Source organism: Paenibacillus rubinfantis (assembly GCF_001486505.1).
Lineage (GTDB): Bacteria > Bacillota > Bacilli > Paenibacillales > Paenibacillaceae > Fontibacillus > Fontibacillus rubinfantis.
This window is the reverse complement of sequence record NZ_LN909064.1, coordinates 261126-284643: the sequence shown is the minus strand read 5'-3', so window position 1 is coordinate 284643 and position 23518 is coordinate 261126. Positions and strand designations below refer to the sequence as shown.

Genomic DNA, 23518 nt, shown 5'->3' with positions numbered 1-23518 from the left:
TAAGCGTTGTGGCAAGCGTTAGCGTAGAGTTTGTAACGTCCCCGGCAATCCGCACATCTGCCGGTGGATCCTCGCGCCCTGGTGGCTTGGCTCCAGGGACAGCACTTCGTCGAAGCGCTCGGCAGCTTCCGCCGCCCGGCCAAGGCCCAGCTTGCCAAGCCCCAGCATAAAGCGGCAGTGGGTGACGTTGCGCCGGTTCAAGTCGTCTTCGAACACGAGGAAGTCCGGAAGCGACACGGCGAAGTAGTCGAACTCGACCTCGTCGAACAAATGCTTCTCCGCATAGTCGACCAGCTTATTGAACCGGCGTTTCGCTTCCTTCTCCACGCCTAGCTTCCGCCAAGCCAGCCCTTGGTAATAAATCATTTCCGGCGGCTGATCGTTATAATACATCGCGCCGGCCGGCTCCTCCAGCCCTTGCGAGGCGGCCTGCCAATACGGTGTCGCCTGCTCCATCCGGTCCAGCTCCTCGTAGGCGCAACCCAGGTAATACAGGATGTCGTTCTCCTGCGCTCCGGTGAGCTTGCCTTCCCCGAGATTTTCCGGGTAGACGAGGGCCTGTTCCAGCAGCTCGATCGCCCGATCGCCGTTCCCGCCCGCCAGCGCTTGCTTCCCAAGCTCGACGAGGGCGAACCGGTACTGTCCGGTCACTTTGCCTTCGCCGCCTTCCCAAGGGTGGAACTTCCGGGCTTCCAAAGCCCGTAATGCTTCGTCATGACGGCTCAGCGTATTCAGCAGCGTGACGTATTCCAGATAGAGATCGTCGCGCTTCTCCACCAGCGCCAAGTGACGTTCCAGCCCCGCAAGCCGCTCCGCCGCCGGACGGTCCAGCTTCTTGTAGAGCTGATCCAGCTCGTAAAACACCCGGGCATCTTTCGGGTTCAACGCAAACGCCTTCTCCAGCGCCTCCCGTGCAGCGTCGGCATCGTTGCGCTTGTTGTAATACGCCAGCGCCAGATTGCGGTGCACGGTCGGGAACCCGGCGTCCACCTTCCGGGACGCCTCCCAGTGGGCAATCGCGTCGTCCGGACGTTTCTTGTCATACATCCAGTTGCCAAGGTAGTAATGCGCCTTCGCATCGCCCGGGTTCGCCGCGATCGCGCTTTGCAGTACGAGCAGATCCGTCAGGCTGTTCGGGAAGCAGTAGTCCGCCGGCGCGGCGGCGCGCCGGGTCCAGCGCCAGCGTCTCGCCCGCATAGGCGAGCGCCTCCCCCGGCTGCCCCAGCTTGCGCAGCAGCGCCGCCTTCAACAGCCGCGCCTTGTAGTTGCGGCTGTTCCGGATTAGCGAGCGCTCGACCAGCTCGAGCGCTTCCGCATAGCTGCCGCGGCCGCAGGCGATCGCGGCCAGCGAATAGTAGCCGCTGTCCTGCCAGGCGGCGGACCAGGCGGCTTTGTAGAAGGCGGCGAACGCCTCTTCGTCCCGCCCTTGCAACTGCAGCGCCAACCCAAGCTGGTACAGCGCTTCGCTGTCGTACGGGTTCGGGTTGCGCCAGGTCAGCGACTTCACCGCCGTGCGGAAATGCGCCTCCGCCTCGGCGAACCGGCCCCGGCGCAGCAGCAGCGTACCGTAAGCGACATTGATGCGGATATCGCCGGCATCGCGCTTCAGGCCCTCCAGGTAATACGCCTCCGGCTCAAACGTAGCGTGGCGGTATTGTTCCAGGTGAAGACCTGCCAAATACAGCTGCTCGTTTGTCTTCAGCTCCTGCGGCTTCGGCAGCGGCTTGGCGGCTTCCGGCACCTGCTCGATCGACGGTTCGGCCGGGCGATACGAGATCAGCAGCCGCCCTTCGCGGTCGCGCACCGTCACCCGCAAGTCATGAGGCTGGTCGCCTTCATCCAGCGAGACCACCGATTTGTAGGTCGACGTCGGCGACAGCGTCACGGTATCGGATACGTAGACCCGGCGTGCGCCTTTGAGCTCCACGACCGCCCCTTCATATACGGAAGTTGCATAAGCCAGCACCGTCGCCGTCCGCGTGGTCTCGTCAACTTCGAGGTTAACGGCCGCTTCGATGGAAGCATTTTTGACGACCCCGATGTCTTTGTAGGGCATAAAATACTGCTTAAACGATTTCTCCTCATACGGCTGGAGCCAAGTGAAATCCGGCTGGTTGTCGGTATACACCCCGGTCATCAGCTCGATGTACGGGCCGTCCTCGTCCGTCAGATTGCGGTCCCAAGCCTGGCCAAATTCCCCGTTCCCCCAGGTCCATTGCTTCTTCCCCGGGGAAATGTGGTGATTGGCAACATGCAGCAAACCGGCTTGCACGCCGTGGTCATATCCGCCGACGAAGTTGAAATCGGATTTGTAAGCCATGTAGGAGGTGGGAACCGGGATGTTTTTGTAACGGGAAATGTCGACACCTTCGGAATAATCCATCTTGTAGTACGTGCCGGTGGCAATCGGGAACCGGGAGACGTCGCGCTTGCCATGGTCAAATACGGCGGTAACGTCCGGCGGAAACACAGACTGCGTATGATCGTTCACCGCCACGGCCGGGTTGGCCCACCACAGGAACGTTTGCGGCTCCGGCGTCCGGTTGTACAGCTGCGCGGAAATCTCCAGATACGCCTTGCCAGGGTAAAGCGTAAACCCGGCAGTCATCTTGGTGCCGTACATACGGTCGATTTCGCTGACCCAGACGGTGGCACTGCCGTCCTCGCCTTGCTCCAGCCGATACTCAACCGAGCCAAACGTGTTCGGCCGGTGATGCTGCGGCCAGTTAAACTCGATGCCGCCGGAAATCCACGGTCCGGCCAGGCCAACCAGCGCCGGCTTAATGACGCGATTGTAGTATACGAAATCGTAGTTGTTCGTTTTGTCGAGCGCGCGATAGATCCGCCCCCCCAGCTCTGGCATGATTTCGATGCGCACGTACTCATTCTCCAAAATCGCCAGCCGATAGCAGACCTCCTGCTTCTCGTCGTAAATCTTATCGATGACCGGATGAGGGTAAACCCGTCCGGAGCTGCCTTGATACACGCGTTTTTCTAAAAACATCGGGTTTTTGTCCGGCTCCCCAACCCCGTAGGTTGGAATCCGTTGATCCTCTTCCCAGACCCGTACCTGTACCGGGGTGGTGGTTTGCGTGGAACCCTGTGGTTGAACGTTCATATCCAATCCTCCCTTTTTCCCCTTCGTTGTTGTAATGGTTGTAATGGTGTAATGGTTTGTAACCCCAATGTACCCCGGACCTGAAGGAATTCCAATTGACGAAATACGGGAGATGATGGACTATATTCTTATGAGGAGGGATTTCTATGGAAGATCAAATTCGCAAACCTGATGGTTTTGAGGCGCAAAAGCTGTTCGTTCAACCGGACTATATGCTGAAAGAATTAAGCCAATCCGCCCTCACCCGCCCGCTGTTCGTCAGCGATATCGGTTTTTTCCCGCAGGCGCGGCATCATTTTCGGGAACGCCCGGAAGGAGCGGATGCTCATATCTTCATCTATTGCGTGGAGGGCGAAGGATGGGTGGAATGGAGCGAGGAAGCCGAGGACGGCAGGGCAGAGCGTTTGGGAACGACGATGAGCAAAACGCAGCAAAGCTACCTCCTGACGGAACGCCAGCTAGCGGTGATCCCGGCGGGCATGCCGCACCGATACGGGGCTTCAGTCGACAAACCCTGGAGTATCTACTGGTTTCATCTGCAAGGCGAGGATACCGCCGCATTGATTCGCACGTACGGACTGCCCCAGGACGGACCGGTCCGCCTGCCGCTCAGCGTACACGCCCAATTGCTGGAGTTATTCGAGCAATGCTACCGCCTGCTGCACGATAAGCACTACTCCTTGCCCGTACAGATCCATGTCGCGCAGACGATGCGCCACCTGCTCAGCAGCATCGGGCTCAGCGCCGAGCGGTCGGCGCAGGACCGCAAACGCGAGCGCTATTTCGAGGAGGCCGTCCGCTACATGACCGAGCGGCTGACGGAGAGCCTCACGCTCTCCGAAATGGCGAAGCAGATCGGGCTGTCGAAGCAGCATCTCGTTTACTTGTTTAACCGGGAGGCGGGGCTTCCGCCGATCGAGTATTTTTTGCGGCTGAAAATGCAGCGGGCCGGACAGCTCCTCGACCTCACCGGCTTAAGCGTTAAAGAGATCGCCGGTGCGGTCGGCCTGTCCGACCCGTATTATTTTTCGCGATTATTCAAGAAAATCATGGGGTACTCCCCCACCGAATACCGCCGTATTCCGAAGGGATAACGCTCCGGAGCGGCCGAAGGCTTCCTGTACCAACCCGGCATTATCCGCCGATGCGCATCAAGACCGCCTCACGGGCCGCTTTCGTTAACCCGCCGAGCACCAGATCGTAAGAATGGTCAATCATGGCCCGCAAATCGTCCATCGGCAGGCTGCCGTCGGCGGTGACCGTATTCCAGTGCTTTTTGTTCAGGTGATATCCCGGCTTCACGCAAGCATGCTGCTCCCGGAGATTGTCGGCGATCACGGGATCGCATTTCAAGGAAATGCTCGCCACCTCATCTTCAGCTTTGACGGGAAGTAAGGCGAACATCTTCCCCCCAACCTTCATCACCGCCGTCTCCGGACCAAAAGGAAACTCCTGGACAGCCCCTTTTTTGGACAAGCAATACGCAACCAGTTTACGATACACAACCCTTCCCCCTTACTCGCACAGTATCTGGTGTAACTATATCATGACAAGCCAAGCGAGGAAAAGCATCGCACGAAGTAGCTTATGAGCCTTTACAATCGGCTGCTTCTTGCTGGAATTGAATTCTTACCTAAATCCACCGACTGAATAGACCGCACCTGCGGATCGATCCGATAGGTGGCGATTTCGAAGCACCGCGCTTTCCAGGGATGATGTTACCGTGTAAGGTCGGGAGCGTAAAGGTACTTTTGCGGTGTGGGGCGTACATTTTCCCTGTTGGAGGGAGGGGGAAGGACAACGGATGGCGGGGAAATAAGGGCGGGAATACACTTATTTTTCCGAAAGGAAGGGGTTTTGGCGAAAATAACGCCGCTTATGCACTTATTTTCTTGGAAAAAGCCCGATTGTCGGCAATCAGCCGAAAATAACGGTATTCCTGCAACTAATCCGCCGATTGGGCTGAAAAGTGCGAAAATAACTGCAGTGACGCACTTATTTAGTTAACTCAATGGGCCTCCCGGAGAAAAGAACAGGGCCATTCCGCGGGGATTCGTGGGGTACGATCCCGTTTCGAAATGGCCCCTCCCTCTTGCGAAGTGAAGTCACGGCTACACCGTTTGCAGCGTCAGCGTCCCGTCAAACCGATACTCTCCGCCGGCTTTCGCCTCGAAGGTCGCCCGGCGGCCGCCAAGGTATACCGTAAACATGCCCGGCGAAAAGGTGCGCACGGCCGCACCGGTTAATCGGCCCGCTTCCCAGGCGAGATCCACCTCGGCGTTTCCTTTGGCGCGCAGGCCCGTTACCCGGCCCGTCGGCCAGGCCGCCGGCAGCGCCGGGAGCAGGTGGATTTCGCCGCCGGGACGGCTTTGCAGCAGCATTTCCGCGATCGCTGCGGTGCCGCCAAAATTGCCGTCGATGACGAAAATGTTCGTCTCGGCCCCGGCGATCCCTGCCTTGGAGTAGCTAAGCAAATTATCGAAGCACAGCTCGCCGACCAGATGCGAAATATGCTTCAAAGCGCGATCCCCGTCCTGCAGCCGGGCAAAAAACAACCCGAACAACGCCGCTGTAAACTCGATATCCTCGAGTTCGTCCTGCTGCATGCGGTTCTCCAGGGTCACCCGGGCGGCGGTCGCCAGCTCCGGCGTCTCCTCCGGTGTGATTTGATGCGCCGGGTACAATGCGAACAGATGCGACAAATGGCGATGCTCCGGCTGCGCTTCCGCGAAATCCTCAAGCCATTCCTGCAGTTGGCCGTTTTGACCGATTTGCAGCGGAGGCAACAGGGAGATGGCGGAGGTCAGGCGGGCACGCAGCTCGACATCGACCTCCAGCAGCTCGGCCGCCTCCAGGCAGAACGTAAACAGCTCCCGCACCAGTTCCTGATCCATCGTGGTTCCCATCGATAACTGCCAATCCCCTTCTTCCGGCCGCCCCGGGTAAAAATGGTTCTCCGGAGAGTTCGAAGGCCCGGTCACAAGCCAGCCGGATTTCGGATGAACTGTCATATAGTCGAGGAAGAACAACGCCGCTTCGCGCAGCACCGGATACGCCTGCTGCTTCAGAAACTCTTGGTCCAGTCCGTATCGGTAATGCTCGATCATCTGCATGGCAAGCCATAACCCTCCGGTGACGTTTAATCCCCAGGAGGTGTCCCAGCCCGGCTCCGTAAATCCCCATACGTTCGAAAACACATGCGCCACCCACCCCGGCGAACCGTAGGCGTCGCGAGCCGTTTTGCGTCCCGCATGGGCCAACTCCTCCAGGTATCGCATCAAAGGGATGTGGCTTTCGCCAAGGTGAACCACCTCGGTCGGATAATAATTCATCTCCGTGTTCACGTCGAGGTGGTAATCACAGCTCCAGCCCATTCGACAAGCTTCACCGTCGTTCCAAATGCCTTGCAGATGCAAGGGGAGCGGCGAATCCTCCCGCGCGCCGGCCAAGGTCAAATAGCGGCCGTACTGCAGAAATAGAGCAAACAGCTGAGGATCGCTGCTGCTGCCTTCCTCCCGCAGCCGCTGCAGCCGTTGGTCTGTAGGCAGTTTCGCCGCTTCTTCGGACGGCCCCAGCTCGATGGAGACCCGCCGGAACAACGGCGCGTAGTCGGCTATATGATCCGCTCTCAAGCGATCATAGCCCTTGGATAACGCCAAGGCGGTCTGCAGCCGGGCTGCCCGCTCCCACGCGCGCGACTCCCTGCGGTAATCCGTGGCGACCGCCAGATAAATGCAGGCTTCGTCCGCGCCCATAACAACCAGCCGGCCGTCGTAGACGCGGATGCGGCCGCCCCGGGTCTCAACCTCAACGCGGCCGCGGCAACTGACGCCGCAGGCCCCGTCGCTGTGCACCGTCTCCGTCGCCCGGCCGCGGAATTCGAGCGCCGTCTCCCCCTCCGCCGAAACCGCGAATTCGGGTGTAAGACCCGCAATCCCGAGCGTAAACGAGACACCGCCCGCCGCTTCGCTCCCTATCCGCGAGACGAGAACATCGTCGGCGTGGGAAGCAAACAGCTCCCGGACCAAGGTTGATCCTGGGGGACCGCCGGTCGTCTTCAGCAAAGCTGTCGATAGGTCCAGCTCGCGCCGGAATGGGAGGCAGGACGCATCAACCACCCCGGTCGGTTTGGAATCACCGAGCGGGGCGAGTTCGCCGGAGCGATCGGAGACACCGATACCGCTTCCCGCCATCTCCTCCCCGCCCCCGGCAAATTCAATCACCACCTCGCACATCGCCAGATGGGTGCCGAAGTTCGGCTTGGGCGGTTGCAGCGCCTGCTTCGCCAGCCGGTCAGCACCGGCATAATCGCCGGCGAACAACCGCTCGCGGATCGCCGCCAGCGCCGCCTTGCCTCCCGTCGCGGCAGGTGCTCCTTCCTCCGCCTGGCCGGACCAGTACGTCGACTCGGTCAGGTTCCAGACCTCGCGATCCGGCGCGGCCATCACGACGGCGCCGATCCGTCCGTTGCCCACGGGCAACCCTTGCGGCCAGGCCACGGCCGGCTTGTCATACCAGAGCTTGGGGATACCTTGCTCCGCTCCGCGCATCTCCATCCCCTTCACTCCTTCCCGGCCGCCCGGCCATCCCGCACCAGCCGGTACGTTTCTCCGGCTTCCGTCGCAAATTGGATGTCGCCGTCTATGGTCCGTTCCACGGCTAGCTCTACATCGCCGTGATAAACGGCCAGCGGCGTGTCCCCGTTGAGCCCGGCGCGCACGCGGCACGTATGCCCCAGCGTCGAGACGATCTCCGCCTCGGCGAGTTCGCCGCCCGCCCACTCCAGCACCTGGCGCGCGGCGGCGAACAGCTCCGGCGTCTCCGCCGCCGACAGCTGGCGGCCGGGATAGACGCCCACCAGATGGGAGGTGTGCCGATGATGCACATCCTCGTCCTCGAAATCCCGGCTCCATTCCTGCAATTGCCCATACTTCCCGACCTGCAGCGGCAGCAACCGTTCCCGGGTTTGTCGCAGCTCCTCGCGAAACGCTTCATCGATGCCAAGCACACCCGCCGCTTCGATGCAGTTCGTGAACAGCTCCCAGATCAGCGACAAATCCATCGTCGCCCCTTCGCTGATCGCCGCTACACCTTCCGCCGTACGGAATTTATGCTCCGGCGAGGTAGACGGCGAGGTCACGAGATAACCCGACTCGTCTTCGATAAGCCAGTCGAGGGCAAACAATGCGGCGTTCTTCAAAAGGGGATAAGCAAAATCATGTAAATAAGCAACGTCCCCGCCAAAGACGTAATGCTCCCACAGATGCTGCGTTAACCACACGCCGCCCATCGGCCAAAATGCCCACGACGGATCGCCGTCGCCAAAATCGCCCACCGGGGCGGTTTGCCCCCAGAGATCCGTGTTGTGGTGGGCCGTCCAGCCGCGCGTGCCGTAGTTGACGGCAGCCGTTTTGGCTCCGTTTTCGGCCAAATTGCCGATCATCTCCAGCAGCGGCCAGTGGCATTCCGCCAGATTACATACTTCCGCCGGCCAGTAGTTCATCTCCGCATTGATATTCAGCGTCCAGTTGCTGCTCCAAGGCGGCCGGGTCATCGCGTTCCAGATGCCCTGCAGGTTGGCGGCCTGTGTGCCCGGCCGAGAGCTGGCGATCAGCAAATACCGGCCATAATGGAACAGCAGTTCCACCAGGCCAGGGTCGGAAGCGCCATATTCTACGATCCGGCGTTCCGTATCCATGCCTTGTGGAGCCTTGGATTCCCCCAGCCGCAGGCTAACGCGACCAAACAGGTCCCGGTAATCCCCGAGGTGTCGAGCTCGAAGCTCCGAATACGGGCCGGACAGCGCACCGGCCAAGTCCGCCTTGGCGCGTGCCGCCGCCACCTCGGCTGGAGTGGCCCCCGGTCGTCCCGCGCCGGGGATCTGGTCGAACCGGTCGAAGCTGGTCGCGGCGCTGAAGTACAACACGGCTTCCGTCGCGTCCAGCACATGGATGCCGGCTCCGTCGACCCGAACTTGGCCGTCCGTTTCAGCAATCGCCAACCGGCCCTCAAAAGCCATCGCCGGTGAAACGGCCGGATCGCCGTAACGGATCGGTCGATCCGCATTCACGTAGTTCGGCTCCACCCGTTCCGGTGCCGTCCCGCGCAGCACGAATGCACCGTCTTCAATGGCGGCGGTATGTCGAAGCGGGCTGTCGAGCCGCGCATGGAAGGCCAGCGCCCCCGGCTGGCTGCACGTCAGCCGCAGCGCGATAACCCGATCCGGGTGGGAGGCGAACATTTCCCGCGTATAGGTCACCCCTCCGATTGCGTATTCCGTCAGGTGGATGGCATCCGCCAAGTCCAGCGAACGCCGGTAGCTCAGGCAGGCCGCCCCGTGCTCGAACGTGAGCAGCAAATCGCCAAGCGGCAAATAGGACTCGGTGTACGGTCCCAGCATTTGGCGTCCCAGCTGATCCGCTTCCTCGTATCGCCCCTCCCGCACGAGCGTCCGCACCTCGGGCAAGACCTGGCGGGCAGCTGGATTGTTCCAATCCCGCGGATAACCCGACCATAAAGTGTCCTCGTTTAGGCTGATCGTTTCCCGCTCAACCCCGCCGTAAACCATGGCGCCGAGACGCCCGTTTCCAAGCGGCAGCGCTTCGGTCCAGACCGCAGCCGGCCTGTGGTATTGCAGCTTCGTATTTTGCTCCATCGTTTCTTCCTCCCCTGTCCCATTCCTATTTCTCGTTTGCCTGTGCATCCTCCACGCGGAAGATAGGATCCTCAATCACCACATCCGAGCAAGCCTCCAACTGCACAAGCTGTTCTGGATCAAGTTCTCCAGACGGCGTCTGAAGGATCTCGTTCCCGCGAAACACCAATCCCATTGTGCTGCGCGCGGATAATAGCCGCCCGTGCTCCCGTTCGAAACGGTTGTTAACGATCGTAATCCCGTGATGAACCGGTGCGTCTGAGAGCGCTTCCTGATTCTCCGGCGCGATCGCTATTACCGCATGAGCCTCCCCGCCGCAGGCGATAAACCGGTTCCCTTCAATCACCATCTCCGTGACTGCGCCTGATTCATACCAGGAGTTAGCGTCGGCTGCGACAAGAATGGCGCTCATCCGCATCCGTTCGAACACGTTGTCGCGGATGACGGTCCGCCCGCGTGTGGAGGCCAACACTCCACGAGTTGGAATGCGGGCAAAATGGTTGCCCGTGATGTCCACCGCGGGCGACCAGGTGATGTTCTCGAGCACGTCCTGCGGGCCGATCTGCTCCGGCGCAGGCCGCTCCAACGTAAGCAGCAGCTCCCGCGAGCTTAACCGACGAACGTCCACCACCAAGCCGGTTTCATACGTCACCAGCGTATTCGCATCAACGAAGCCAACCGCATCCCCGGCGCGGAAGGCTGGCAAGCCGTAGGTTTGCGGGTGCATAAACCGCACGACCATCTGGCTTCGCGACGGGCGGCCAACGATGCGCAGATAGGTGCCGTGGACGTTAATTGCATCATCATGTGCCCCAGCAAACCGACAATCTCGGATCTGCATCTGCCCTCGACAGCCGGACAGGTGGATGAAATCGGCGAAGCCGGCAACCGTCCGTCCGCTTTCGGCACGCGGCGATAAGTCCAAGCGCTCAAAAACCAGGTTTTCGCTAAATTGTCCCACCATCCCAAGCCCATGCATAAAATGCAGGCCGCAGCCGGAGAACATAATGCCCGCGCTTTCACTGATGAGAACGCCCACCTGATCCCGGATACCGTCGCGCATCTGCACAATACGACCGGGGATCAACCCCTCGGGTACACCGCCGGTAAAGGAAAACTTCAACCGCCCGGGTTGGATCTCCTCCGTTCGTGTCCCCCCCTGCTCCAGCCAGTTATCTACCCGCCAGGTCGTATTTTCCGCCGGATCGTAAAGCTGCATCGGCCCCTCCCGAAAACGCCAGTCCTCGCCAACCCATTCCAGCCGGCCTTCCTGAATGTCATATCTCGAGTCCGGATGCACCGCCGCCTCTATCCAGCCCTCCCCTTGCTCGCAACGCTCCACCGTCATTTCCGTTACCGTCGGCACGGCATAGTCGAAGTGAAGGTCATGGATCGCCACGTCCTGACAGCCGTCCAATACCAGCATCGTCTGCTTGCCATGGAACAGAAATAGCGCCCCGTTCCCGCGAAGGGTCAACCGCCGCTGCCCTTTCAGCAGCAACCCGATCGTCTTCGTGACGTTGGTCAACTCCTCTTCGCTGGCCGTATTGGTCACAGGGTATGGAGCCCGGATGGCCGATTGCGGATAAAAATGATACCGCCCGTACGGTACCTCAAGTACAACCGGACCCTCCGCTCGGGCGGCCGCCTCCAGCGCCATCCGCATGGCCGGCTGCGCATCCTCATCCGTATCCGGCGAGGCCCCGAAATCGCCCAAGGAGATTACGATCGCACGATCTTCGCTCAACATAACACATCCATTCCTCCCCATCCATCTCTGTTTTGGAAGAAAAATACCTGAAAACGTCCTTTTACGCAAGAGGCTGGCTTGAACCTTTGCCGCTCCCCCTACACGATTGAAAAATAGGAACGCCGGCCCGACAGGCCGGCTTCCTTGATCCGCGCCACGATCCACCCAAGGGTAGACGCGACAACGAGAGTATCGAATTATTTCGCCGATTGGTCATACGCATTTTGCAAAATCTCCAGATAGCGGTCCAGCTTCAAGTCCTTCAAGCCTTGCACATAACTATCCCAATCCTTGTTCAGATCCTTGTTGCCGGTAATAAACTGCAGCTGGCTTTGCTCGATGTAATTTTTCAAGTTGGTTTGCAGCATGCTGGCTTCATCGATCACGCTGGGATCAATCCAGATCGACCAGATCGGGAAAATCTCCTTCGGTTCATGTCCCTGATACAACAGCGTGGCGTTATACAATCTGCGTTCATAACCGTCCGATGCATAAATGTCTTCGCCTTGAACCCAGGTATCGCGGTATTCCTTTGGCATATAGAAATGGCCCATCCCGCTCCAGCCCGCGTTGCGCGGCGCTTCGCCTTCTTTCAACGGAATTTGTTTGACCATCGGCGTGACGCCTTCGCCCAGCGCTTTATCCCCCGGCTCCGGATCGGTCCAGTCTTCGCCTTTCAGACCGGATCCGGCGTTGGTTTGCCCTTCCGGCGTATACATGTAGTCAATCGCTTTAATTAAAGCAACTTGCACTTCCTCACTGGCCTTATTCGTGATCACGAACTTAGCTCCAGAAGTAACACCGCCAGCATCATGTGTGGCGAACGAAACCCCGGCCGGTCCCGACAAAGGTGCCAGCGGATTGTAGTGTGCGGAACGGGTGTTGCCTGGATCGATGTTGACGAAAATCGCCGGGTGCATCCCCGCTCCAGCACCAAGGATTTCCGCATCCGCATTTTCGCCGATTTTCTTATAAGCTTCAGCGTTCTGCGTAAAGGCCCCCGGATCGATCAACCCTTCATCATACAGCGATTTGATGTAAGCCAAACCTTCTTTCCATTCCGGCTTGATCGCTGCCGAGACCACCTTCCCATTTTCCATGTTCAAATAGTTTCGGTCGTCGTCATACACGAACGCGTTCATCAGATACGGCACGATGCGTACGCCGAAATCCTCAATGGAACCGCTGAGCGGCACTTCGTCCGCCTTGCCGTTGCCGTTCGGGTCTTGGGTTTTGAACGCTTGCAGCATGGCCTTAAATTCTTCGATGGTTTTGGGCTCTTCCAGGTTCAGCTTTTTGAGCCACTCGGTATTCACCCACATTTTATTCGGATAGGAGCAGTGGAAGCACTCCGTGTAAGCGCCCAGCCCGTAGATGTTTCCGTCCGGGGCAGTATACAGCGCTTTCATTTCCGGAGATTCTTCCATCGCTTTTTTGATATTCGGTCCGTATTTGTCAATCAAGTCGTTCAGCGGGATCAATACTCCCTGTTGCCCGTATTTAAGCACGTCCGCTTGCGAGAACTCGTCGATGTAAGCCGTCAGCAGGTAAGCTTCCGGATAGTCGCCGCTCGCCAACGAGATTTGGCGTTTCTCCTTCGCGCCGTCGGACGGGTTGATCTGCCAATTAAACTTGATGTTGAATTTCTCTTCCAAAAACTTCGTAAACTTGTTGGTCGGAATGTCGATGCCCGACTCCTGAACGGCGAAGACGCTGATTTCCACCGGCTTCGACGATTCGGCGCTCCCGGACGAGCCGTTGCCTTGGGCACCGTTCGAGCTCTCTGTATTTTTGCCCGAACAGCCGCTGAGAACCAGCGTAATCGCCAGCACCAGCATGAACATGCTTAACAGGGTTTTCTTCAAATTTGATCGCTCCCTTTTTGATAGATGTCATTCGCTTCCCTTCCGCAACTCTCTTGGTGCCAATCGAGAGCATCACCTCCTTCTATAATGAGGTCAGAAGCCTATAGGCGCAACCGCCATTTCCGGGCTTACGCGGTACGATGATTAGCCTTTTACGGAACCCACCAGCATCCCTTGGACAAAATACCGCTGCACAAACGGATAAATGATCAGCACCGGCAACGTGGCGACTACAATCAACGAGTATTTCAGCAACTCAGCAAGCTGTTGCTTCTCGACGATGGCGATCGCATCCATGTTGCTGCCGCTGTTGTTTTGGATAATAATGCTTCGCAGAATCAGCTGCAGCGGAAACAGGTCTGCCGATTTCAAGTAAATCAAGGCGTCGAAATACGCGTTCCATTGCCCCACCGCGTACATCAGCACCAGCACGGCTATGATCGGTTTGGACAACGGCAGCACCACGCTCCAGATGAACCGCAGGTCGCTGCAGCCGTCGATTTCGCTGGCCTCCAGCAATTCCTCCGGAATGGAGGACTGGAAGAACGAACGGGCAATGATGACTTGCCAAACCCAAATCGCGTTTGGAATCAAAAGCGCCCAACGCGTATCGATCAGATCTAGCCCCCTCACCACCATATAGGTCGGAATGAGGCCGCCGCTGAAGATCATGGTGAACGTGATCACCATCATCAGCGCGTTCCGCCCGAAGAACGCCCGGCGCGACAGTGGATAAGCAATCATAATCGTTAACGTGACGCTGATGAGGGTCCCGGCCGTCGTATAGAAAATCGAGTTGAGATACCCGGTCATCACCTCGCCTCGGCGGAACAGCTCTTCAAAACCCTTAAAGGATATCTCCACCGGCCAAAGCCAGACCCGGCCCGATGTGACGGCCGCCGGACTGCTGATGGAGCTGCTGATGATATAGACCAGCGGATAAAGCACGACGATCACCAACAGGGTCAGGATGACGTAGATGACGCCGATAAAGATCCGGTCCCCCGCCGATTCTTTGATTCTTCTCTTGGGGATTGCTGTAGCTGCCATACCCTCACTCCTTTCCTACCAGATGCTGTTCTTCGTAAGCCGCTTGGCCAAACCGTTGACGGTCAGCAGCAACACGAGATTGATGATGGAATTAAACAAGCCAACCGCGGTAGCGAAGCTGTAGTTGGCGTTCAGCAAACCGATCCGATAAACGTAGGTCGCGATGATTTCGGAATTGACCAGGTTCAGCGGATTTTGCAGCAGATACACCTTCTCGAAGCCCAGTGCCATTACGTTGCCGACGTTCAGAATCAGAATGATCACGATGGTCGGTACGATGCCGGGCAAGTCGACGTGGCGGATTTTTTGGAATCGCGAGGCCCCGTCTACCTTCGCCGCTTCATACAAGGTGGGATCAACTCCTGCTAGCGCCGCCAGATAGATCACGGCATTGTAGCCCGCAGTCTGCCAAATGTCGGACCAAACGTAAATCGAACGGAACATGCCCGGCTCGCCCAGGAAGTTAATCGACTCCAGTCCAAAGTAATTGAGCGCGATATTGGCAAAGCCAAGCCGAGGCGCCAGAAATAGCATGATGATCGATACCATTACAACGGTCGAAATGAAATATGGGGCAAAGGAAACCAACTGCACGAACTTCTTAAAACGGCCGCCGCGAATTTCGTTAATCATCAGCGCCAGCAGAATCGGGATCGGGAATCCGGCCAGGATCAAGTAACCGCTGAGGAAAACCGTATTTTTCACCAAGGTCCAGAACTGCGGGTTCTCGAAGAACAATTGGAAATGCTTGAAGCCCACCCACGGGCTGCCCCAAATGCCTTTGATGACGTTGTAGTCCTTGAACGCGAGCACCGCATTCAGCATCGGATAATATTTAAAAATGAGAAAGAACAAGACCGGAGGAATCACCAGCAAATGCAGCTGCCAGTGCTTCTTGATGTTACGGCGCGCAACCCGCCAGTAGCTCGCCTTGCGCGTGGCGTCCGGGACGTAATCCGGCTTGAAAGCAAGTTGTTTTTCCAGAACAATTCCCCCTAAAACGTTTTGTAAGCGCCACCTCCTAAAGACAGCTTCAAACAAAACTTACTTCGGAAGCATAGGTTTAGCAGATGGCCTGCGATGGTTGGTAGCGTTTTCTTTACGAGGTCATCATAGGGCATGTTTGGCGGCGTTGAACAGGTACACTTCCGTCTTTTGGCGTACAGATCTCCTGTTTTTCGGGGGTCATCCTTCGGGCCGGGAGCCATTATTCCTAAAAAAGAAAGCAGCAGCCGCACCTTCCTAGATCGGAAGGTACAGCCGCTGCAATGGCGGGTGTGATATAGATAAACGGGAGTGGAGGAACTGTGGATCAATCCTGGCAAGATTGCCGATAAGCGCTTGGCGAAATGCCTGTTAACCGCTTGAACGCCCGGCGGAACGAATGCGAGCTGTTGTACCCAACCCGGGCGGCGATCTCGTCGACGGTATAGCTGCTCTCCTTCAGCAGGACCGCGGCCTGGTCCATCCGCACTTTGATCAGATGGTCGGAATAGTTCACCCCGGTGACTTCTTTAAACAGCTGGGAAATGTATTTCTCCGGTCGCTCCACCTGTTCCGCGACCTTATACAACGTTAGATCGGGGTCGGCATAGGCCTCGGCCGTATACTGATAAATCTGTTTGATCAGCTGGGCGTGTGAATCCTTCTTCTTGTTGGCGATAAAGCCGCATAACTCCTGCATAATCGCATGGAACTCCTGTTGGATCGACTCAAGCGGCTCGGAGAATCCGATGTCGATGATTCGCTTTTTGACGCTCTCGAACAGCGGGGACTCCAGGAAGATTTTCTGATCCAGCAGCTTGAGGAACGTGCCCTTCATTTCACCAACCAGCTGGTGTTTCATCTCGACGGACAGCTCGCGTTGATCCTGGTTGTGCGCGATGATCGAATCGATGATCTTCTGCGCCTCCTCCAGCTCCCCGGCACGGATCGTGCTGATCAGGCGATGCTCGGTATCCAGCGGATAGTAGTAGGTCGTGTTTTCGATTTGCGTTTCATGGCTCCAGAGAATACCCTTTCTGTTCAGGTAAACCGCATACTCCAGCGCCTGCTTCGCTTGATCGAAGGATTGCCCCACCTCCATCACGCTGGCGAACGGTTCGCCGAAGCCGGCTTGCAGGGAGATTTTGTACTCGGCGAACACATGCTGGGCGAGCGACTCCATCAGCTCCGTAATCCGCTCCTCCTCCGCCGGACCCGGAAGCTGGTTGGCCTCGGAGAAGAACAGCAGGACGATTTTGTCCGACCCGGAATCGATCATCGGTACGGGCCCGGCGAGCTCCGTGACGGCTTGCTTCATGAGCAGCCTTGCGGCGTTTAGCTCGTTCAGCACCTCCACGGTATCCATCCCGGCATAACCGTTGATCTGCAGAATCCCCACGTAACCCTCGCCTTGACGTAACGCGATATCGGCTTGGGCCGCCGCCGAGGCGATTTCGTCCCGCGATTCGAATTCACCGGCAATCAACCGCCTCAGGAAGGCGTCGCGCACCAACGGAAGCTGGCGGTGAAGGTCCGACTCCAGCAGCTTGTTTTTCGTAATCATGCTTGCGATGTTCCCGCTCAGGAAGTCAAATTCGTTGCGTCCCGTGTCCTCGTCCTTGCCAAACTGCTCCTTCATCACGCTGATCAATCGATTGATCGGAAGGCTGTTTCGGTAGGCCAGGAACAAGCCCACCAGCAGGCCGATGCCCATCGCGCCGCCGGTAATCATCCACGAAACTTGCTTAATCTGGTTTGGCTTCTCCATAAGCATGCTTCGTGGAATACCGGCCTGATAGACCCAGCCGTTCTTATCCGAGCGGGTGGTGATCACCAGATCGTGGCCATAGAATTGGCTCGTCTTGTTCTCATCAAATCCGGGATTGGCGTGCAGCTTGGCGATATCCGGCACCATTTCGCCCTGGAGGAAAATCGTATTTCCCTCCGCGTCGTAGATATGAACCCAGCCGCCGCTTTGTTCCGTCAGGCCGGAGAGGAGACCTGCGATCGTCTTCTGGTCGATGAGGACAACGACAATCGCCGGGGACGTATCGTTAAAGCTGTCCAGCGGCAGCGATTGCATATACGTGATGACCGAGGTCTTCGCGTCCCGCTCGGTAAACGGCGTCAGCGGCTTGATTTCGCTGCGGTGGGTTTTGCCCAGCACCTGCTGCTCCCAATCTTCCAATGACAGGTTGTCGTAATGGAAGTATTCATAATAATGCTCCGGCCGGAAAGAGGAACCGGAGGTCACGATCAAATTGTAGTTGGCCAAATAGATAAAGTAGTTCCGCAAAAAATCGTTGGTTTGCCCAAACGTCAGCACGTTGCGCATCGCTTTCCAGATGCCGTAGACGTCCCTTTCAGTGCCGCGGTCGTTCATCAGGGCGTTAATCTCCTGGCTGATCGCCAGCTGCCGGGTCATGCCCTCCACTTCCGCCATCCGGTGCTCGAGCAGCTCTTGGCTTTTTTCCAGCTGGATGACGCTGTTCTCGATCGAGATCGACTCGGTAACACTGATGGACGTCCGGTAGGAGATGTACCCTCCGATGCAGGGAATGAGCAAGATGGCGACGTAAGAAATCAGAAAGCTGCGGAAAACCCGGGAATGCCGAAGCATGGGATGACCCCCCCATCTGAATTGGTAGCGCTAAATTTGGAAGCGTTGTCATTTAGGCCGAGCCGCCCGCCTTTTCGGTTCCATCATTATATCTAGTTCTGTTTTATTCTGTCTAGCGGCAGCAAATGCGCCCCATCATTCCAAGCATATCGAGGTTTGATCCGCTTGGATAGGTACTCCTGGGTAGCGAAGCGTACATTTTTCCCGGCTTGTCCACGAGAAAACCGCGTAGCGATGCGGGTTTGCAGAAACGTACGGTGAAGGGCAAGAGGGTTCGGCGATTAGAGGAAGGTGATTGGATTAAGGGGTAATGGACATGTACCCGGCGGTCGGATGGGCGGTAATAATAGCGGTCGATCCCACAAAAATAAGGCCCCAAAAGGGCCTTATTTGCACAAAAGTAATCCAAAATGGAAGCTGCATCACTAGTTGCTTGACGGGTACCCCTATAGGCACCGGACCCAGGTTGCGCCAACGGGTACGCACCGGGCTCGGGATGTGCCACCGGCCATGGTGAGCCAGCCACCCGCCACGGTTCACGCAAGCCACCGGATCCCCTGCACCGGCACCGCCACACATCCGGCCTTCCCGCTGCCCTCTGCCCTCCACGGCGGCGTGTCCACCGGGACGCCGCAGCCTACAGCCTACAGCGGCATCGCCTTCCCGTCGATGCCAATCATCACGGCGTTGGTGTCCGCCTCGAGTTTACCCTCGGCCAGGTCGAGGATCGACCGCGCCGAATCCCGCGGGTCGCCCGGCGCCTGGCTGCCGCCCATCGGGGTGCGCATCCAGCCCGGATGCATGGCGTACACCGCGAACCCTTGCGGCACCAGCTCCTTGCGCAGCTGGGCGGTGAAATAGTTCAGCGCAGCTTTGGACAATGCATATGGGTAATCTCCGCCGTACGCTCCAGCCAAACAGCCTGCCTCGGAAGAGACGTTGAGGATCAACGGGCGGTTCCCTGCCTTTAGTAACGGCAGGAAATGCTTCACCATTTTCATCGGGCCGTACAGATTGGTGCGGAAAGTGTTCTCCACGGCGGCGAACTCCAAACGCTCGATCGACTGCTCCCGTGCCAGCAAAATACCCGCATTGTTGATCAGCGCATCCACCGTGCCCCAGCGCTCGGCCATTGCCTCCTTCGCTTGGGCGACCGACTCCTCCTCATCTACATCCAACTCCAGCAGCGTCAGTTTCCCCGGCACCCCCTCCTGCAGAGCTTCCAACGTCTCCACGTTCGTCTCCAGTGAGCGAATGCCGGCGGCCACCTCATGGCCGCGCCGCAGCGCTTCGCCAACGATCTCCTGTCCAAGTCCCTTGCCCGCTCCCGTCACAATCAGTTTCATAATCCTACCTTGCCTCCTTGGTTTGTTCATGAATCCGTTTACATTTCTTGAAACGATCATCGCTTACTTGTCATTCTTGTCGTTCTCCAGCAGCTCGATCCACAGCTTCAGGTCACGCGTAGCGTCCATATAAGCATAACGTCCGCCGGTGTACTCCCCTTTTTGCGACAGTGGCATGCCGCGCCCTTCGAGCAGTTGAATCTTCTCCTTCATCCCGTCGATCACGAAGGCGATGTGGTGCATGCCTTCCCCTTTCTCCTCCAGGAAGTCCCGCCAAGTGCTCGGATGCTCATCCGGTTCGATCAGCTCCAACTGCAGCTGGCCGCAATCAAAAAACGCCAGTTTCGCCCGGGCTGGGGACGGCGCTCCCTGATATTCCGTCTTCGCCACTTCCACGGCGTCGGTCCAAAACCATGCCGGCTTCTCCACGTCGAGGAAATCCGCGTAAGCTTGCGAAACGGCTTCGATATCCCTAACGATAATTCCGATTTGCGTAATCACTTTGGTGCCTAACGGTTGTTTGTCCATGTGTGATCGCTCCTCATTTTTTTTCCTAAATGTCGTTGGATAAGGCCATGCCCAATGCATCCCCATCTTAGCATATTCGGGTCCATTCCGGTACAAGACGATCGTGGCAAAACGGGTACAAGAACCTATCGCACAAATGCCTATATCCGCGAATATACTGCAGCAAGAACAAAGGAGGAATGGATTCGAATGCCCACGATGTATTCGCCTTACGGCGGCACGCCAAGCCAAGTTAGCCCGATGAGTCAAGAACCGATGGGGTACGACCAGAAGAAACAAATGATGGAAATGTGTAAAAAGTATCACCACCATCTGATGCAAATGGAAGGGTCCGACGGCAGAATGTATGAAGGGATCATCGACGGAATGGACGATGACCACGTGTACCTGCTCGTTCCGGTCGGGGATATGGATGATCGCGCGTTTGGGTTCCCTTATGGCGGCGGTTATCCCTTCGGCGGAGGTTTTGGCTATGGCTATCCGCGCCGCTTCCGCCGCTTTATTCGCCGGCCTTACCCGTTTTTCTTCTTCCGAAGATTCTTCTTCCCCTTCTTCTTCTAATCACATGCAAGCCGGCAATAAGGCCCCCTGCAACCGCAGGAGGCCTTATTTGCTTAAGCCTGGCCGGAGTCCGTGCCGCGGCGGCGATATACGCTGCTGCCGATCCGGGCATACACGCCCCGCAAAGAACGGATATGCTCGTAATTGGGGTAAATGATCGTATCGAGCAAATACGCCGATTTTCGGCTGCCGGGTTTTCTTCGGCGGTTCAGCGCTTCGATAATTCCGGCGGAAGAACGAATACCGATGCCATGGCCGTAGTAGCGGTCTTCCCCTAGCATAATCACGTTCTCCCCTTGCCATTCCGGGGTTTCGGGGTTATGGTCCGGATTTTTGAAATAGAGAATATCCCCGGGATAAGGACCTAACCGCAGACTTCCTTGACGAAAACCGAGATCGCTGTCATACTGCCAATCGTAAAGAAGCAGATTCGTAAAATACGTATTAAACGCCCGGCTGCCGATTTGATCGAGCACCGCCTTATACATCACAATCATCATGGCCATGGAGCATTCGAAGCCGTAAAGTGGACCGTTCCGATAGATGTCCATAATAGCATCCGACGGCGCCACTCCGTTTTTCAGCCGAAACCCTCCTTCCTCCGTGCGGTTCCAGTACATCTCATTGCAACGGGATTTACGGTAGACGGCAAATTGGGCACCGCTCTGATTGAGCGCCAGCGCGGAATCAACGATGGAGTTCCGCAGGCTCAGCTCAAACAGCAATTCATCTAAAGAACCGTAACGATAGGGCACCGGGCTTCTTTCTTGAGCCTCCACGATTTCCCTTTGAAGCGCAGGCAGCGTCATTTGGATTTGGGACAGCTGCCTCTTATCTTTTGGCGGCAGAAGGATCAAACCTGTTCCCCTCCTTGTCAATATTCGGGTGAATCTAGGTTAGTGTACGTGCGGAGGCCAGGTTTGGTGCCCGCCCGTATCGAATCTGCCGGATCCAGAAATGCTACACGAAGTGAAGGATGGCGCGAATCGAACACTTTAATCCCATAGCAAGGGGGTGACGCGAAACGATGAACAACCGTCAGAAGGACTTAATACATATGCTGTTGACCGAAACCCGGCCTCACTTGGTGATCCGGGATATCGCCCTGCACTTTGGCTGCTCGGAAAAAACCATACGCAACGATTTGGATGAAATCGACAGGTATTTGACCCAATCATCAAACGCCCGTCTGGTCCGCAAACCCGGATTAGGGGTCACCTTGGACATTTCGAAGTCGGACAAAGCCGCAATCGCTGCAGAGCTACGTAATTCCGCAAAACATAAGGATCAAGAGACGGAAGAGGAGCGACTCATCGCCGTGGCGTACCAGTTGCTGATGGAGACGAAGCCGGTCACGATTCAAGAGCTGGCTGACAAACACTATACCAGCAAGACCGTCATCAAAAAGGATTTAGACACCTTGCGGGAATGGCTTGATAAACGAGATCTAACCGTTGTCTCCAAGCAAAAAGTCGGCGTGTTGATCGAGGGGATGGAACGGGATAAGCGGGCGGCGTTGTCCAGGTTGTCCCAACTCACCGGCGAAGCCGGCCAGTCGTTCATTAAGGATCGGTTTGCTCCCCATGAACTGGACATGGTCACCCGGGAGCTCAAGCAGCTTGAGCTTGACGCCCAGCTGGCGTTTACAGATGAGGCGTTCGACAACCTGCTGATTCATACGCTGCTGATGGTTCGGCGCACGAAGCTGAAGCAGCCCATTTCCTTCTCCGAGCAGGAGAAAATCTTTGTTCGCGGGAAGCAGGAGTTTCGCTGGACCGGAACTTTCATCCGTAAGCTGGAGCGCCTTTTTGCGGTACGGTTTCCGGAGGATGAGGCGGCTTATCTAACCGCTCATATTCTGGGCGGGAAGATCCGCTCCAAGGCGCGGATCGAAACGGCGGACCCCGGAGCGGCTTCGACGACGGATACGGCCGAAGCCCGCGGCATGGCGGAGACGCTCGTTCGGAAGATGTCCGCCTTGACCTGGGTGGATTTTAGTAAAGATGAGGTCTTGATGGAAGGACTGCGCATCCATCTATATTCCACCATTAATCGGTTAAGCTATGGACTCCCAGTATCGAACCCGATGCTGCAGGATATCAAAAAAATGTACCCCTACATGTTCGACATGGTGATTGATGCGACCCGGGAGTTAAGCACAGGGTATCCATTTGCTTTTCCCGAGGAGGAAGCCGCATACTTGACGCTGCATTTTCAGGCTGCGGTAGAGCGGCTCAGCCAACCTATCGAGGATAGGAAGCGAATCGTGACCGTTTGCCATATGGGAGTTGGCATGTCGCACATTCTGCGTTCCAAGCTGGAGCGGAAGTTCCCGGAACTGCAAGTATTGGATTCCGTTCGGGTAGCGGACCTCCCTGGGTATTTATCACACCATTCGGTCGACTTCATCATCTCCACGGTTCCCCTGGAACATGTCACCCGCCCGTCCATCACGGTGTCCCCGCTGTTGGAGCCCGGGGAAGTGCAGAAGATCGCCAACTTCATCGGCAAGCTGGATCAAGAATCCGGGCAAGCGGAACATGCCGGTTCAATTCTCAGCTTGTACACCCAGCCGTCGCTCGTGTTTCCGCGGCTGGCCATCGGTCATCGATTTGAGCTCATCGAGCTGATGGCAAATGAGTTGGCGAAGCAGGGGTATGTCGAGACAAATTACGCACATCAAGCTTTGCTGCGGGAACGAATTTCGTCTACAACCATCGGCGGCGGTATCGCGATTCCGCATGGGGATCCTAAGCTGATTCGAACCTCGCGGATCGCCGTTGCCACTCTGCAAGAGCCGCTGGAATGGCAGGAAGAGAAGGTGTCCATCGTATTTATGCTGGCGCTCGCCCCGCAGGAGCAAGAGATGACGAAAAAACTGTTCCAGCGCCTGTCCCTGCTCAGCGAACAGCCATCGACGGTCGAACGGCTCGTGCAGGCACAAACCCCCGAGGAGCTTCTCAGTTGCTTATAGGGAAATAATCTGTTTATTCCGGAACTTCCGGTAAGATAAAGTTCTTTTCCGCCGTTCCTTTTACGTT

14 protein-coding genes and 1 pseudogene are annotated in these 23518 nt (G+C 57.2%); 3 read left to right on the top strand and 12 right to left on the bottom strand.

Features of this window, described 5'->3' with window-relative positions; translation table 11 throughout:
- Positions 1-18: 18 nt before the first annotated feature.
- Positions 19-3118: pseudogene (locus BN3277_RS09615) on the bottom strand (DUF5107 domain-containing protein).
- Positions 3119-3264: 146 nt separating this feature from the next.
- Between BN3277_RS09615 and BN3277_RS09610 the strand changes: the two are divergent.
- Positions 3265-4212, top strand: coding sequence for an AraC family transcriptional regulator (locus BN3277_RS09610; protein WP_059042089.1), 948 nt, complete (start codon positions 3265-3267; stop codon positions 4210-4212).
- 40 nt (positions 4213-4252) lie between these two features.
- On the opposite strand, the gene BN3277_RS09605 is transcribed toward BN3277_RS09610, so the two are convergent.
- The 10 genes from BN3277_RS09605 to BN3277_RS09555 all read right to left on the bottom strand — a co-directional run bounded on the left by BN3277_RS09605 (position 4253) and on the right by BN3277_RS09555 (position 19916).
- Positions 4253-4621, bottom strand: a complete 369-nt coding sequence (locus BN3277_RS09605) for an MmcQ/YjbR family DNA-binding protein (RefSeq protein ID WP_059042087.1) — start codon at positions 4619-4621, stop codon at positions 4253-4255.
- Positions 4622-5229: 608 nt separating this feature from the next.
- A complete protein-coding gene (locus BN3277_RS09595; RefSeq protein WP_059042083.1) occupies positions 5230-7674 on the bottom strand; it encodes a glycoside hydrolase family 95 protein in 2445 nt (814 codons plus the stop codon).
- A gap of 5 nt (positions 7675-7679) precedes the next feature.
- Positions 7680-9773: a glycoside hydrolase family 95 protein gene (locus BN3277_RS09590; RefSeq protein ID WP_059042080.1), complete on the bottom strand. Its 2094-nt coding sequence runs from the start codon at positions 9771-9773 to the stop codon at positions 7680-7682.
- A gap of 25 nt (positions 9774-9798) precedes the next feature.
- Complete coding sequence (locus tag BN3277_RS09585) at positions 9799-11523, bottom strand: right-handed parallel beta-helix repeat-containing protein (protein ID WP_187380057.1); 1725 nt, start codon at positions 11521-11523, stop codon at positions 9799-9801.
- A gap of 197 nt (positions 11524-11720) precedes the next feature.
- The gene (locus BN3277_RS09580) at positions 11721-13388 is read right to left on the bottom strand and encodes an extracellular solute-binding protein (RefSeq protein ID WP_059042076.1); all 1668 of its coding nucleotides are present in this window, start codon (positions 13386-13388) and stop codon (positions 11721-11723) included.
- Between the two features lie 144 nt (positions 13389-13532).
- Positions 13533-14438, bottom strand: a complete 906-nt coding sequence (locus tag BN3277_RS09575; RefSeq protein ID WP_059042074.1) for a carbohydrate ABC transporter permease — start codon at positions 14436-14438, stop codon at positions 13533-13535.
- Between the two features lie 15 nt (positions 14439-14453).
- Entirely contained in the window at positions 14454-15308 is an 855-nt protein-coding gene (locus tag BN3277_RS09570; protein WP_059042712.1) for an ABC transporter permease, read from the bottom strand.
- 442 nt (positions 15309-15750) lie between these two features.
- A complete protein-coding gene (locus tag BN3277_RS09565; protein WP_059042072.1) occupies positions 15751-18042 on the bottom strand; it encodes a helix-turn-helix domain-containing protein in 2292 nt (763 codons plus the stop codon).
- A 644-nt stretch (positions 18043-18686) separates the two neighbouring features.
- Entirely contained in the window at positions 18687-19388 is a 702-nt protein-coding gene (locus BN3277_RS09560; RefSeq protein WP_059042069.1) for an SDR family NAD(P)-dependent oxidoreductase, read from the bottom strand.
- 63 nt (positions 19389-19451) lie between these two features.
- A complete protein-coding gene (locus BN3277_RS09555) occupies positions 19452-19916 on the bottom strand; it encodes a VOC family protein (RefSeq protein ID WP_059042067.1) in 465 nt (154 codons plus the stop codon).
- 189 nt (positions 19917-20105) lie between these two features.
- Between BN3277_RS09555 and BN3277_RS09550 the strand changes: the two genes are divergently transcribed.
- Entirely contained in the window at positions 20106-20477 is a 372-nt protein-coding gene (locus tag BN3277_RS09550) for a hypothetical protein (RefSeq protein WP_059042064.1), read from the top strand.
- 53 nt (positions 20478-20530) lie between these two features.
- Here the strand turns inward: BN3277_RS09550 and BN3277_RS09545 are convergent, their stop codons facing one another.
- Positions 20531-21334, bottom strand: coding sequence for a protein-glutamine gamma-glutamyltransferase (locus BN3277_RS09545; RefSeq protein ID WP_059042062.1), 804 nt, complete (start codon positions 21332-21334; stop codon positions 20531-20533).
- A 170-nt stretch (positions 21335-21504) separates the two neighbouring features.
- Here BN3277_RS09545 and BN3277_RS09540 point away from each other — a divergent pair, with 170 nt between their 5' ends.
- On the top strand, positions 21505-23451 hold the full coding sequence (locus tag BN3277_RS09540) for a BglG family transcription antiterminator (protein ID WP_059042060.1): 1947 nt from the start codon (positions 21505-21507) through the stop codon (positions 23449-23451).
- The last annotated feature ends 67 nt before the right edge of the window (positions 23452-23518 follow it).